Below are 13,216 nucleotides of genomic sequence, written 5' to 3'. Positions count from 1 at the left end.
TTTGCAGAACTTGACCTTGCCATCGTGGCAAGCTCGAAACTGCCGGCAACCTCACTCAAAGGAGTCATTCCATGCAAGTTTTCACTGTTGAAGGCATGTCCTGCGGTCACTGCGTCAAAGCCGTCACCCAAGCGGTGCAGAGCAAGGATCCGGCGGCCAGCGTGCGGGTCGATCTGGCAGCGAAGGAAGTCGGTGTCGAAAGTGCGTTGAGCGCCGAGCAGGTGATCGAGGCGATCAGCGAAGAAGGTTATGCCATCAGACTCGCCTGAACTTTTTAATAGTTAGCGAGCTATCGGAATGTTCAAGGCGTCCTCGCGCGGCTAGACTGTCGGGCTGCACTCTCTACCAAAGTGCCCACCCAACTGCCTGCCGGACCTGGACGCCTGATGAACTTCCGTACCATTCTGATTCTCGGTGCCTTGACCGCTTTCGGTCCGTTGGCGATCGACTTCTATCTCCCCGCGTTTCCTTCCATGGCGCTGGCGTTCGGCACCGATGAGAAACACGTCCAGCTGACGTTGTCGGCTTACTTCTTTGGCCTGTCCATCGGTCAGCTGGCTTACGGGCCGGTGGCGGATCGGTTTGGCCGACGGATTCCGTTGCTGGTGGGGCTGACGCTGTTCACGCTAGCGTCACTGGCTTGCGCCTATGCGCCGAATCTTGAATGGTTGATTGGTGCGCGATTCGTTCAGGCGCTGGGCGGTTGTGCGGGGATGGTGATTTCCCGGGCAGTAGTCAGCGACAAGTGCGATGCGGTGGGTTCGGCGAAAGTCTTCTCGCAACTGATGCTGGTGATGGGGCTGGCACCGATTCTGGCGCCGATGCTCGGCGGCCTGCTGGTCAACACCACGGGCTGGCAGTCGATCTTCCTGGTGCTGACCGGGTTCAGTGCCCTGGCCGGACTGGCGGTGGCCCTCGGCCTGCCGGAAAGTCTGCCGGCCCATGTTCCGCGCCAGCCATTGTCCGGCGCACTGCGCCAGTACGGCCGGTTGCTGACCGATCCGGTCTATATGGGCCACGCCCTGACCGGCGGCATCGCTATCGCCGGGATGTTTGCCTACATCGCCGGCTCGCCTTTCATTTTCATCAAGTTGTATGGCGTACCGGCCGAGCATTTCGGCTGGCTGTTCGGCACCAACGCGGCGGGATTCATTCTGGTGGCACAGGTCAACGCGCGACTGTTGGCCAAACGTGGCCCGGCGTTTCTGCTGTCACGGGCGGTCTGGGTTTACTTTGGCGCCGGGTTGACGTTGCTCGCGGTCAGTGCCCTGCACACCGAGGCTCTGTGGCCACTGCTGATCCCGTTGTTCATCTGTGTGGCGAGCCTGGGCTGCATCAGCCCCAATGCGGCAGCGAGTGCGATGAACGGGCAGGGCGCTCGCGCCGGCAGTGCGTCCGCATTGCTTGGCAGCATGCAGTTCAGCGTCGCCGCAGGTGCTTCGGCGCTGGTGGGGGTTTTGCACGACGGCACGGCCGTGCCGATGGCCATGGTCATCAGCCTGTGCGGTCTGTTGGTGGTCAGCGCGGCGATGCTCACCCGGCGCATACAGAATGCCCGGGCGCTGGCAAAGGCGCAGGCCGAAGTCTGAACGGAAGAACTCAGCCGACAGCGCGTTGCTGGCCGAGGTCGGGAATCTGATGGGGCGCGTGCAGACGCGCTTCGAGGGTGCGGGTGAAGGCCCGAGCTTCGGCCTCACTGCGGAATGTCACGGCGTGCTGGTCGAGACGAACTTGCCACTGGGACTTTGCCACTTCTTTTATCAGGATCTTCATTGCTGACCTCCCGGACGTAAAAGATTGCATCGCAGAGGTCTCGATTGTAGACCTGAATACGATCGCAATTGTGACAAGGGTCAAGCATCTGACTGACGGCAAAAAGCGACCGCAGCCCCCGCGCCAGATACTTTTGGCTCGGGCGTAGGCTGCGGCCTTCCGAGTTTTAGAAACTTTCTAAAACAATTTTCCCCTTGGCCTTGCCGCTTTCCAGCAATTCATGGGCTCGGCGCAGATTGCTCGCGTTGATCTTGCCGAAGTGCTCGCCCACCGTGGTCTTCAACGTTCCGGCATCAATCAGGTCGGCCACCCGGTTGAGCAGTTTGTGCTGCTCGATCATGTCCGGCGTTTCGAACAGCGAGCGGGTGTACATGAACTCCCAGTGCAGCGACAGGCTCTTGCGCTTGAGCTTGGTCACGTCCAGCGCTTTCGGATCATCGATCAGCGCCAGTTTGCCTTGCGGCGCCAGGGCTTCGACCAATTGGTCCAGGTGCTGGTCGGTCTGGGTCAGGCTGGCGACGTGGGTCACGTGGCCGAGGCCGGCGCGTTTCAGTTCTTCGCTCAACGGCTGGCTGTGATCGATCACTACGTCGGCGCCCAGTTCGCTCACCCAGTCGCGGGTTTGCGGGCGGGAGGCAGTGCCGATCACCTTGAGCCCGGTCAGCTGGCTGGCCAGTTGGGTCAGGATCGAACCCACGCCACCGGCCGCGCCGACGATCAACAGGCTCTGACCTTCGTCGGTGTTGCCTTCGCGAATCTGCAGACGTTCGAACAACAGCTCCCACGCCGTAATGGCGGTCAGCGGCAGCGCTGCAGCTTCGGCGAAGCCGAGGGATTTGGGCATATGGCCGACGATCCGCTCATCCACCACGTGCAGTTCACTGTTGCCACCGGCCCGGGCGATGGAGCCGGCGTAGAAGACCTTGTCGCCCGCCTTGAACAGCGTCACTTCACTGCCGACCGACTTGACCACGCCGGCCACGTCCCAGCCCAGCACCTTGGCGGCGCCGTCTTCTGGTGCGACGTTCTGGCGAACCTTGGTGTCGACCGGGTTGACCGAAATCGCTTTGACTTCCACCAGCAGGTCGCGCGGACCGGCCACCGGTTCCGGCAGTTCGATGTCTTGCAGGGATTTTTCGTCGTTGATCGGCAGTGACGCGTAATAGGCGATGGCTTTCATGGATGACTCCGAAAAGTGCTTGAAGGAAGGATTCAGGCGATGGCGCGCAGGCGCTTGAGCTCGAAATGTTCGAGGAAACCAGCGGCCTGCGCCCGGAAATGCTGGATATGCGCACTGTCGTCGTGGGCCTGCAGGGCTTCGTCGCTGGCCCACTGCTCGATCATGTAAAAGGCCAGCGGGTTGGCCAGGTCCTGGTGCAGGTCGTATTGGCCGCAACCGGCTTCCGCGCGGGTCGGTTCGATCAGGGCGCGCAGGTGCTGTTCGAGGGCGTCCTGCTGGCCAGGTTTGGCGATCAGGGTGGCGATGGCGGTGAATGGCTGAGACATGTTCGACTCCGAAGCGGGATGAATTCGATGGGTGGCATGATTGGCTATTTCTACCCGAGATAAAACCCGCTAAAAGAGCAGTCTCTTTCAATGCTTTTTTGATAATCGAGGCTGAAATGCTGCGTTTCGACGACTTGCAGTTGTTTGTCCGGGCAGCGGATCTGGGCAGTCTGTCGGCGGCGGCACGGGTGATGGACATGTCCGCCGCCGTGGCGAGCGCGGCGCTCAAGCGTATCGAGCAGCAACTTGGAGCGCGTTTGCTGGCACGTTCCACCCGCAGCTTGCGCCTGACATCTGAAGGCGAAGGCTTCCTCGAATACGCCCGGGCGGCGCTGAGCAATCTGGAGGAAGGCCGTCGTCTGCTGGCCAGTGGTCAGGAACAGGTCAGCGGGATTCTGCAACTGTCGGCACCGTCGGATTTCGGCCGCAACCTGCTGCTGCCGTGGCTCGATGAGTTTCAGCGTGAACACCCGAAACTGACGGTGCGCCTGTTGCTGGGGGACCGCATCGCCGACCTGTTTCGCCAACCGGTGGATATCGCCCTGCGTTATGGCGAACCGGAGGATTCCAGTCTGGTCGCGCTACCTGTCGCCGCGCAGAACCGACGGGTACTTTGCGCCTCTCCCGGCTATCTGGCGCAACATGGCGAGCCGACTCAACTGGAACAGCTCGCGCAGCACAACTGCCTGTTGTACATGCTGGGTAGCCGAGTGCATGACCACTGGAGTTTTCATGACGGCAAACGCGAAGTCAGCCTGACCGTCAGCGGCGACCGTTTCAGCGATGACGCCGACGTGGTGCGTTTATGGGCCGTCGCGGGGGCGGGCATCGCCTACAAGTCCTGGCTGGATGTGGCCGGCGATGTGCTCGCCGGGCGACTGAAAGTGCTGCTGCCCGGGCTGCTCTGCGAGCGGGCTCCGCTGAATCTGCTGTGCGCCCATCGCGCACAATTGAGTAAGCCGGTGAACCTGTTGAGGGAGATGCTCGCCAGCCGTTGCGCCGAATTGAGTAGCCGATTTCCCGCTTTTTCGCAGTTCGATCATTAGTCGCAGGCAAATAGCGAAATTTCTGTCAGGAACAATCACCAGCCGTACCCGCTCCGGCGCAGGACGCCGCGAGCAACCCGCTTATACTAGCGACCGCCTGAAGCCTGCACCGGCATGCGGGCACAGGCACGCTCGGACCGACACTGGCCGGGCAGTGGTGACGGTTGCATCAAGTACTGCGAATACCGGGTGGCAGTGTGTTGCCTCGCCTCCGATCAAGGCGTTTTTGCGCGGCTTGGCCGACGACTGATTACTGGTCAAGATGTCTCTGAGCAGTAGACGATACGATTCAACAGGGAGTGAATACATGGAACATGCACCTTGCATCAGCCAGATCGCCACGTTGCTGGCCGATCCCAAACGCAGCGCGATGATGTGGGCGTTGATGGATGGCTCGGCCCGGCAGACCGAGGAACTGGCTCTGCTGGCGGGGCTGTCGCCCTCGTCGGCCAGCGCGCATCTGGGGCGCTTGTCCGCTGGCGGTCTGTTGAAGGTCGAGGCTCGCGGGCGCAAGCGCTTCTTTCGCCTGGCAGCTCCGGAAATCGGCGCGGCCATCGAGGCCCTGGCCAGCGCCACGCTTGCCAGCGCGCCGCGGGAGATTCCCGACGTGTTCAAGCGCGCCACACCCATTGCCAGACCTCAGGCCGCCCCATCCTCTCTGCTGCGTGCGCGTTTTTGCGATGATCATCTGGGCGGTACGCTGGCTGCCGATCTGTATCAACGCCTGCTCGATGCCGGCTGGATCGAGCAGCTTGAGCATCGGGTGGTGGTCACGCACAAGGGGGCGACGCAACTGGCCAGTCGTGGGGTCTTCATCCAGGCGCTGGCCCACCGCAATGCCCAGGTGGCGTGTGCTTGCCCGGACTGGAGCGAGCGTCGCCCGCACATGGGCGGCTCACTGGGAGCGGCTTTACTCCAGTTGTTCATGCAGTCCGGCTGGTTGATGCTGCCCAACGATTCGCGCGCCCTGCAACTGACGGCAGCAGGGCAGCGGGAAATTCATCGATTCGCCCGGGAGACCGAGCTGGAAATGGCGTTCTAGAGCACTTTGCGCCATTTTCGGATGACAGGCGTCGCCTACGGCTGCGAACAGGTCGCATCTGGCACAAACGCTGAACGGCTATCGCGCACACTCGATCCGCAGATATTTCGGGTGGAGGAGGTGGCATGGACACGGGAAGCTTCAGCGCGGCAGATCGACTGGAACGCCTGCCGGTCAGCGGTTATCACCGGATCATATTCATCATCATCGCCCTGGCGTTCTTCTTCGACTCCATGGATCTGGCGATGATGACCTTCTTGCTCGGCTCGATCAAAACCGAGTTCGGCCTGAGTAGCGCCGAGGCCGGGCTGCTGGCCAGTTCGAGTTTTTTCGGCATGGTGCTGGGGGCGTCGCTGTCCGGGTTGCTGGCTGATCGTTTCGGTCGCAAACCGGTGTTTCAGTGGAGCATCGTATTGTGGGGTGTGGCCAGTTACCTGTGCTCCACGGCGCAAACGGTCGAGAGTCTCACGCTGTTCCGCATCCTGCTGGGGATCGGCATGGGCATGGAGTTTCCGATTGCCCAGTCGATGCTGTCCGAGCTGATCCCGGCCCGGCGTCGCGGGCGCTACATCGCCTTGATGGACGGTTTCTGGCCGCTGGGTTTTGTCGCTGCCGGGGTGCTGTCGTATTTCCTGCTACCGCTGATTGGCTGGCGCGACATCTTTCTGGTGTTGGCGGTACCGGCAGTGTTTGTCTTGGCGATCCGCTTTTTCATTCCCGAGTCGCCACGCTGGCTGGAGCAGGCGGGCAAGCATGAAGCTGCCGACAAGGTGCTGTGCGCAATCGAGGGCCGGGTGCGGGCGTCGCTTGGCGGGGCTGCGTTGCCGGAGCCGGTTCGCCTGCCTCGGGTGATCACGCCACCGGGCAATTTCCTCTCGGCCCTCGGCCAGATCTGGTCGCCGCAGTACCGCCAGCGCACGATGATGATCTGGAGCCTGTGGTTCTTTGCATTGCTCGGCTTCTATGGCCTGACCTCCTGGCTCAGCGCGTTGCTGCAACAGTCGGGGTTCGCGGTCACCCAGTCCGTGTATTACACGGTACTGATTTCCCTGGGCGGGATTCCCGGGTTTCTGATGGCGGCGTGGCTGGTGGAGCGTTGGGGGCGCAAACCGGTGTGCATCGTCACGTTGCTCGGTGGCGGGGTGATGGCGTTTCTGTACGGGCAGAGCGCAGTGTTTGGCGGCAACGTGGCACTGCTGATCGGCACGGGTCTGTTGATGCAGTTTTTCCTGTTCGGCATGTGGGCGGTGCTCTACACCTACACGCCGGAACTGTACCCGACCTCGGCGCGGGCGACGGGCTCGGGTTTCGCCTCGGCCATCGGGCGCGTGGGCTCGCTGCTCGGGCCGTTGGTCACCGGGCTGGTGTTCCCGATCACCGGGCAGGGCGGGGTGTTTGCGTTGGGGGCGTTGTGCTTTGCGATTGCGGCGGGGGTGGTGTGGCTGTTCGGGATGGAGACCCGGGGCAAGACGCTGGAAGAGCTGACCGAAGCTCAGGTCGCTGGCTGAATACAGATCCTATTGTGGGAGCCAGCCTGCTGGCGATTGCGGGCTTTCAATCAACACAGATGTTGAATGTAACGGCCTCATCGCCAGCAGGCTGGCTCCCACATTGGATCTTCAGCGTTGTTACGGTTTTACCAACCGCGCATCCAGGCTGTTCTGTGCCAGGCGTTTGGCCTGATCCTGGGTCATGCCCAGGTGGGTATGCAGCGCATGGAAGTTCTCGGTGACATAACCCCCGAAGTACGCCGGGTCATCGGAGTTCACCGTGACCTTCACGCCACGCTCTAGCATGTCGAGGATGTTGTGCTGGGACATGTGATCGAACACGCAGAGCTTGGTGTTCGACAGCGGGCACACGGTCAGCGGGATCTGCTCGTCGATGATCCGCTGCATCAGACGCTCGTCTTCGATGGCGCGCACGCCATGGTCGATGCGCTGGATTTTCAGCAGGTCGATGGCTTCCCAGATGTATTCCGGCGGGCCTTCTTCGCCGGCGTGGGCAACGGTCAGGAAGCCTTCGTGACGGGCACGGTCGAACACGCGCTGGAACTTGCTCGGCGGGTGACCCATCTCGGAGCTGTCCAGACCTACAGCGACAAACGCATCGCGGAACGGCAGCGCCTGGTCGAGGGTTTTCTGTGCTTCGTCTTCGCTCAGGTGGCGCAGGAAACTCAGGATCAGACCGCTGGTGATGCCCAGTTGCTGCTCGCCATCCTTCAGCGCGGCGGCGATGCCGTTGAGTACCACTTCGAACGGGATGCCACGGTCAGTGTGGGTCTGCGGGTCGAAGAACGGTTCGGTATGAATCACGTTCTGTTCTTTGCAGCGCAGCAGGTAGGCCCAGGTCAGGTCGTAGAAATCCTGGGAGGTGCGCAGCACGTCGGCACCCTGGTAATACAGGTCGAGGAATTCCTGCAGGTTGTTGAAGGCGTAGGCCTTGCGCAGGGTTTCCACATCGCTCCATGGCAGGGCGATCTTGTTGCGTTCGGCCAGGGCGAACAGCAGCTCGGGCTCCAGCGAGCCTTCGAGGTGCAGGTGCAGTTCGGCCTTGGGCAGGGCGTTGAGCCAGTCGTACATATTCTTTTCTCATCAGGTGCAATGACGAGCATTCTACAGATGCCCGCCGAAACAATTGGCAAAACCTGACCAACCGATCCATCACACTGCTTGCGGCTCCCGTCGATAGGCGTAGGTATCGGCGAAGCGCGACAGCAGGAATTCGGCGCAGGTGGTGGTCGGATACTTCGCCGGATGTTGCGCGTCCTGGCAACCGGGCAGGCATTCGATGCGAGTGTCCGGGTGCGGTTCGGCGAAGAACGGCATTGAATAGCGATCCACGCCGAGCGGGCTGATGACCCGGTGCGGAGTCGAGCGATAACGGTCGTTGCTCCAGCGCGCCATCATGTCGCCGAGGTTGACCACGAACGTGCCGTCGATGGGCGGGGCGTCGATCCACTGGCCGTTGACGTTTTTCACCTGCAAACCGCCGGCCGCGTCCTGATACAACAGCGTGATGCAGCCGTAATCGGTGTGCGCGCCGGCGCCTTGTTGCTCGGCGGAACTGGCGGTGTGGCGTGGCGGGTAATGGATCATCCGTAATACGCTGACTGGTTCGTTGAAGCGTGTATCGAAGAAGTCGCGCTCGATGCCCAGCGCTAAAGTCATGGCTCGCAACAGGGTTTGCGCGAGGGCCTGCATGTCGCGGTAGTGTTGCTCCATCAGTGCTTCCCAACCGGCAATGGCCGGATGACGGTTGGGGCCGCGCAAGGGTTTCTCCGCCAGCACCTCGGGATGATCGGCCGGCAGGTGCAGGCCCATGTCGAAGGTTTCCTTGAGGTCGCTGGGTTTGTCCGGGTCGAGTTGTTCGGTGGCGATGGCGCCGTAGCCGCGGTGATGGGCGGTCCGAGTGATGTCGATCTTGAGTTTTTCCGCTGTCGGCAGCGCGAAAAAGTGCCGGGCGTGATTGAGCAGGGATTCGATGCGCTGCGCAGAAATCGGATGGCCCTTGATGTAGAAAAAGCCCCATTCGCGGCAGGCTTGGTCGATCTGTCCGGCGACGGCGGGCCAGGCATTTTGGTCGTCTGAATGGAGCGGCGAGATGTCGATGATCGGAAGGCTGTTCATGCACAATCCTTGGAGTCATGTGAGATCCAGTGTGGGAGCCAGCCTGCTGGCGATGAGGCCAGAACGGTATCGACTGAAAGTGCGCTATCGCCAGCAGGCTGGCTCCCACAGGGTTTTATGGCGGGCAGGCGTTACTTCGGCATCTCGGCCTTCATACCTTCGACGTAGTAATTCATCGACGCCAGTTCGGCATTGGTAGCACTGACCCCCGCCGGGATTTTCTCGACCCCGGCCTGATCCTTGATCGGCCCGGTGAACGGTTGCAGGGCGCCGCTCTTGATGTCGGCGATGATCTGCTCGGCTTCGGCCTTAACCGGCGCCGGCACCAGATCGCTGATCGGCAGTTCGACCGTGCCTTCTTTCAACCCGCCCCAGTAATCCTGGGATTTCCAGTTGTGGTCGATCACACTCTGAGTCGCCTGAATATAGTGGGGCGCCCAGTCGTTGACGATCGAGGTCAGCACCGCTTTCGGGCCGAAGTGCGCCATGTCGGAAGCGTAGCCCACGGCGTATACGCCACGCCGCTCGGCGGCCTGGATCGGTGCCGGGCTGTCGGTGTGCTGGAACACCACGTCCACACCCTGATCGATCAGTGCGTTGGCGGCGTCGGCCTCTTTACCCGGATCGAACCACGAATTGACCCACACCACTTTGATTTCGGTGCCCGGGTTGTATTTGTTCAAGGCCAGCTGGATGGCATTGATGTCGCGGATCACTTCCGGGATCGGGAACGAGGCGACATAGCCAATCTTCTTGGTCTTGGTCATCTTCGCCGCGAGGAAACCACCGACATAACGGCCCTCGTAAGTGCGCGCCAGATAGGTGCCGAGGTTCTTGTCCTGCTTGTAGCCGGTGGCGTGTTCGAAGGTCACCTTGGGAAACTGTTTGGCGACTTTCACCGTCGGGTTCATGTAGCCGAAAGAGGTGGTGAAAATCAGGTCGTAGTTGTCCTTGGCCATGTTGCGGATCACCCGCTCGGCATCGGCGCCTTCGGCGACGTTTTCCACGTAGTTGGTGGTGATCTGCGTGCCGAGTTTGTCCGCCAGCGCCTTGCGCCCCTGTTCATGCTGATACGTCCAGCCGTGGTCGCCGATGGGGCCGATGTAGACGAAACCGACTTTCAGTGGATCGGCGGCACTGGCGCCAAGGCTGAGGCCAAGGCCCATGGCGATGCACAGCAGTTTTTGCAGTGGACGTTTTTGCATGAACGCTAACTCCCTTTTGTTGTGTGTGGGGAGGGCAATGCAAAAGGCTGACCAAGCGGACAACAAATCGATTCGAAATCGCGGCGAGGCCTTCGCGAGCAAGCCCGCTCCCACAGAGGATCGCATTCTCATGTGGGAGCGGGCTTGCTCGCGAAGAGGCCGCAAAGGCCAATAAAAGTGCAGGTTTAGATAAAGCTGCCATCCACTGGTGCGCTAAGGTGTAACGAACCATTAGCGCCGCCCCGCAGTCAGTAGCTCATTCGACCTCAGCACCCGAAGGCCCGCCATGCTCACGATCCTCAAGCAAGAAAGCTTTCTGCTGCTGGCCCTGATCGCGGCTCTTGTCGCCTATCCGCTGGAGCATTGGTTGCTGCACAGCGGCCAGGTCGTCGCCCTGACGGCCGGGCTGGTGTTGATCGCGTTCATCGTCGCTGCATCGATGCGCGTAGCCCACCAGGCTGAACTGCTCGCGGAAAAAGTCGGCGACCCGTACGGCACGATGATCCTGACCCTCGCCGCCGTGCTGGTGGAAGTGGTGATCCTGGCGATCATGATGAGCAACGAAGCTTCACCGACCCTGGTGCGCGACACGATCTATTCGGCGGTGATGCTCGACATCAATGGCATTCTCGGCCTGGCCGCATTGATGGGCGGGATCAAGCATGGCGAGCAGTCCTACAACGATGATTCGGCCCGCAGCTACAGCGTGATGATCCTCACCGCCATGGGCGTGTCGATGGTGGTGCCGGAGTTCATTCCCGAGGCCGACTGGAAAATCTATTCTGCGTTCACCATCGGCGCGATGGTGGTGCTTTACACGTTGTTCCTGCGCATGCAGGTCGGCCCGCACAGTTACTTTTTCAGCTACAGCTACCCGGATAAACGCCGCAAGAAAGAGCCCGTGGAGCAGGAGCCGAAACCGGTCAGCCTGGCGCTGTCGATAGGCATTCTGGTGTTCGGTGTGGTGGTGATCGGCGCATTGGCCGAGGTGATGTCCAAGACCCTCGATCTGGGCCTGGAAGGGACGGGCGCACCTCCGGTGATCACGGCGATTCTGGTGGCGGCGATTTCGGCGGCGCCGGAGATCCTGACCGCGTTGCGCGCGGCGTTGGCCAACCGCATGCAGTCGGTGGTCAACATTGCGATGGGGGCTTCGTTGTCGACGGTGATTCTGACGGTTCCGGTGATGGAAGCAATGGCGCTCTACACCGGTCAGCCGTTTCAGATGGCGATGACGCCGGTGCAGACGGTGATGATCTTTATCACGCTGATCGTCAGCGCGATCAACCTCAATGACGGCGAGACCAATGCCATCGAGGGCATGACGCATTTTGTGCTGTTTGCGACGTTCATCATGTTGTCGCTGCTCGGACTTTGAGAACACCACAAAACCAAATGTGGGAGCGGGCTTGCTCCCACCTTCAGACCTTCACCTGGATCAGGTTCCGGCGATCAACTGCCGGGCAGCCTGGCTGTGATCGGCAATCAGGCCTTTGAGATCCAGCCCTTCAACCTGCCCGTCAATCACGCGCCATTTGCCACCGACCATCACTCGATCCGCCCGATCCGCGCCGCACAACAGCAGCGCCGAGATCGGGTCATGGCTGCCGGAGAAGCGCAGCTCATCCAGTTTGAACAATGCCAGGTCCGCCTGCTTGCCCACCGCCAGTTCGCCGATGTCGGTACGACCCAGCAGGCTCGCCGAACCCTTGGTTGCCCAGCCCAGCACACGCTCCGGGGTGATCTTCTCGGCGCCATAACGCAGGCGCTGGATGTACAGGGCCTGACGGGCTTCGAGGATCATGTTCGACGCATCGTTGGACGCCGAGCCATCCACGCCGAGACCGAACAGTGCGCCGGCATCGGTCAGTTCGATGCTCGGGCAGATGCCGGACGCCAGGCGCATGTTCGAACTCGGGCAATGGCAGATGCCGGTGCCGGCCGCGCCGAGGCGAGCGATTTCGTCGGGGTTGAAATGGATGCCGTGGGCCAGCCACGTACGCGGGCCGAGCCAGCCGACGCTGTCCAGATAATCCACGGTGCGCAGGCCGAAGCGTTGCAGGCAGAAGTCTTCTTCGTCGAGGGTTTCGGCCAGGTGAGTGTGCAGGCGCACATCAAGCTTGTTCGCCAGATCGGCGCTGGCGGACATGATTTCCGGGGTCACCGAGAACGGCGAGCACGGTGCCAGAGCGATCTGGATTTGCGCGCCGTCGCCACGTTCGTGGTACTCGTGGATCAGGCGCTGACTGTCGTCGAGAATCACCTGGCCTTCCTGCACGGTCTGCTGCGGAGGCAGGCCGCCGTCCTTCTCGCCGAGGCTCATCGAACCGCGGGTGAGCATGGCGCGCATACCCAGTTCGCGCACGGTTTCGACTTGCACGTCGATGGCGTTTTCCAGGCCATCCGGGAACAGGTAGTGGTGGTCGGCGGCGGTGGTGCAACCCGACAACAGCAGCTCGGCCAGCGCGACTTTGGTGGCGAGGGCGAGTTTTTCAGGCGTCAGGCGCGCCCACACCGGGTACAGAGTTTTCAGCCACGGGAACAATGGCTGGTTGACCACCGGCGCCCAGGCGCGGGTCAGGGTCTGATAGAAGTGGTGGTGGGTGTTGATCAGGCCCGGCAGGATCACGTGTTCACGGGCGTCGAACACTTCATTGCATGGCGCGGAAGGTTGCTGGCCGGCGCCGAGCACTTCGGTGATCACACCGTCTTGCAGCACCAGACCGCCACGGGCATCGAGACCGTTGGCCGTAAAAATGGCGAGGGGATTTTTTAACCAGATACGGGTCGCAGGCATTGTGGCCGGCTCCTCTGAAAGTTGGGTTCAGGGTTGCCAGCTCAGTGTTGCCCTGTCTGCTGATCCAGGGTCGCCGCAAAGGACGAGGTGCGGAGTTTCGAACAAAATGTTGCGACGGGCAAGCCCAACCCGACCAGACAACTCACAATTCCAATGTGGGAGCGGGCTTGCTCGCGAAAGCGTCGTATCTGTTGGAAAATCTCGCGCAGACACACCGC

13 protein-coding genes are annotated in these 13,216 nt (G+C 61.4%); 6 read left to right on the top strand and 7 right to left on the bottom strand.

The window, feature by feature from the left end; translation table 11 throughout:
• Nucleotides 1-71: 71 nt before the first annotated feature.
• Nucleotides 72-269 carry a heavy-metal-associated domain-containing protein gene (locus tag ACW9HX_RS23080; protein WP_457382375.1) on the top strand — a complete coding sequence of 66 codons (198 nt, stop codon included), beginning with the start codon at nt 72-74 and terminating at the stop codon, nt 267-269.
• 117 nt (nt 270-386) lie between these two features.
• Nucleotides 387-1,589, top strand: a complete 1,203-nt coding sequence (locus tag ACW9HX_RS23075) for a multidrug effflux MFS transporter (protein WP_457382374.1) — start codon at nt 387-389, stop codon at nt 1,587-1,589.
• A gap of 10 nt (nt 1,590-1,599) precedes the next feature.
• Here the strand turns inward: ACW9HX_RS23075 and ACW9HX_RS23070 are convergent, their stop codons facing one another.
• From ACW9HX_RS23070 to ACW9HX_RS23060, 3 genes are all read right to left on the bottom strand, one after another.
• A complete protein-coding gene (locus ACW9HX_RS23070) occupies nt 1,600-1,773 on the bottom strand; it encodes a hypothetical protein (RefSeq protein WP_289204423.1) in 174 nt (57 codons plus the stop codon).
• 166 nt (nt 1,774-1,939) lie between these two features.
• Nucleotides 1,940-2,953 (bottom strand): zinc-binding alcohol dehydrogenase family protein, encoded by a 1,014-nt coding sequence (locus tag ACW9HX_RS23065; RefSeq protein ID WP_457382373.1) that lies wholly within the window; start codon nt 2,951-2,953, stop codon nt 1,940-1,942.
• Between the two features lie 32 nt (nt 2,954-2,985).
• Complete coding sequence (locus ACW9HX_RS23060; RefSeq protein WP_096819697.1) at nt 2,986-3,279, bottom strand: putative quinol monooxygenase; 294 nt, start codon at nt 3,277-3,279, stop codon at nt 2,986-2,988.
• Nucleotides 3,280-3,395: 116 nt separating this feature from the next.
• Between ACW9HX_RS23060 and ACW9HX_RS23055 the strand changes: the two genes are divergently transcribed.
• The 3 genes from ACW9HX_RS23055 to ACW9HX_RS23045 all read left to right on the top strand — a co-directional run bounded on the left by ACW9HX_RS23055 (nt 3,396) and on the right by ACW9HX_RS23045 (nt 6,875).
• On the top strand, nt 3,396-4,325 hold the full coding sequence (locus tag ACW9HX_RS23055) for a LysR family transcriptional regulator (RefSeq protein WP_457382372.1): 930 nt from the start codon (nt 3,396-3,398) through the stop codon (nt 4,323-4,325).
• A gap of 307 nt (nt 4,326-4,632) precedes the next feature.
• Nucleotides 4,633-5,367 carry an ArsR/SmtB family transcription factor gene (locus ACW9HX_RS23050; protein ID WP_457382371.1) on the top strand — a complete coding sequence of 245 codons (735 nt, stop codon included), beginning with the start codon at nt 4,633-4,635 and terminating at the stop codon, nt 5,365-5,367.
• A 125-nt stretch (nt 5,368-5,492) separates the two neighbouring features.
• Nucleotides 5,493-6,875: an MFS transporter gene (locus ACW9HX_RS23045; RefSeq protein ID WP_457382370.1), complete on the top strand. Its 1,383-nt coding sequence runs from the start codon at nt 5,493-5,495 to the stop codon at nt 6,873-6,875.
• 120 nt (nt 6,876-6,995) lie between these two features.
• On the opposite strand, the gene ACW9HX_RS23040 is transcribed toward ACW9HX_RS23045, so the two are convergent.
• The 3 genes from ACW9HX_RS23040 to ACW9HX_RS23030 form a co-directional block, all read right to left on the bottom strand.
• Nucleotides 6,996-7,949: an adenosine deaminase gene (locus ACW9HX_RS23040; protein ID WP_007958502.1), complete on the bottom strand. Its 954-nt coding sequence runs from the start codon at nt 7,947-7,949 to the stop codon at nt 6,996-6,998.
• A gap of 81 nt (nt 7,950-8,030) precedes the next feature.
• Nucleotides 8,031-8,996, bottom strand: coding sequence for a 2-oxoglutarate and iron-dependent oxygenase domain-containing protein (locus ACW9HX_RS23035; protein ID WP_457382369.1), 966 nt, complete (start codon nt 8,994-8,996; stop codon nt 8,031-8,033).
• Nucleotides 8,997-9,127: 131 nt separating this feature from the next.
• Nucleotides 9,128-10,201: a BMP family ABC transporter substrate-binding protein gene (locus ACW9HX_RS23030; RefSeq protein WP_457382368.1), complete on the bottom strand. Its 1,074-nt coding sequence runs from the start codon at nt 10,199-10,201 to the stop codon at nt 9,128-9,130.
• A 286-nt stretch (nt 10,202-10,487) separates the two neighbouring features.
• On the opposite strand from ACW9HX_RS23030, the gene ACW9HX_RS23025 reads away from it, so the two are divergent.
• Nucleotides 10,488-11,579 (top strand): calcium:proton antiporter, encoded by a 1,092-nt coding sequence (locus tag ACW9HX_RS23025; RefSeq protein ID WP_457382367.1) that lies wholly within the window; start codon nt 10,488-10,490, stop codon nt 11,577-11,579.
• A 60-nt stretch (nt 11,580-11,639) separates the two neighbouring features.
• On the opposite strand, the gene ACW9HX_RS23020 is transcribed toward ACW9HX_RS23025, so the two are convergent.
• Nucleotides 11,640-12,998, bottom strand: coding sequence for an 8-oxoguanine deaminase (locus ACW9HX_RS23020; RefSeq protein WP_457382366.1), 1,359 nt, complete (start codon nt 12,996-12,998; stop codon nt 11,640-11,642).
• Nucleotides 12,999-13,216: the final 218 nt, after the last annotated feature.

It is taken from the genome of Pseudomonas sp. SDO52101_S400 (assembly GCF_054071635.1).
Note: the sequence above shows the minus strand (reverse complement) of the source record. Positions and strands in the feature narration are given on the sequence as shown.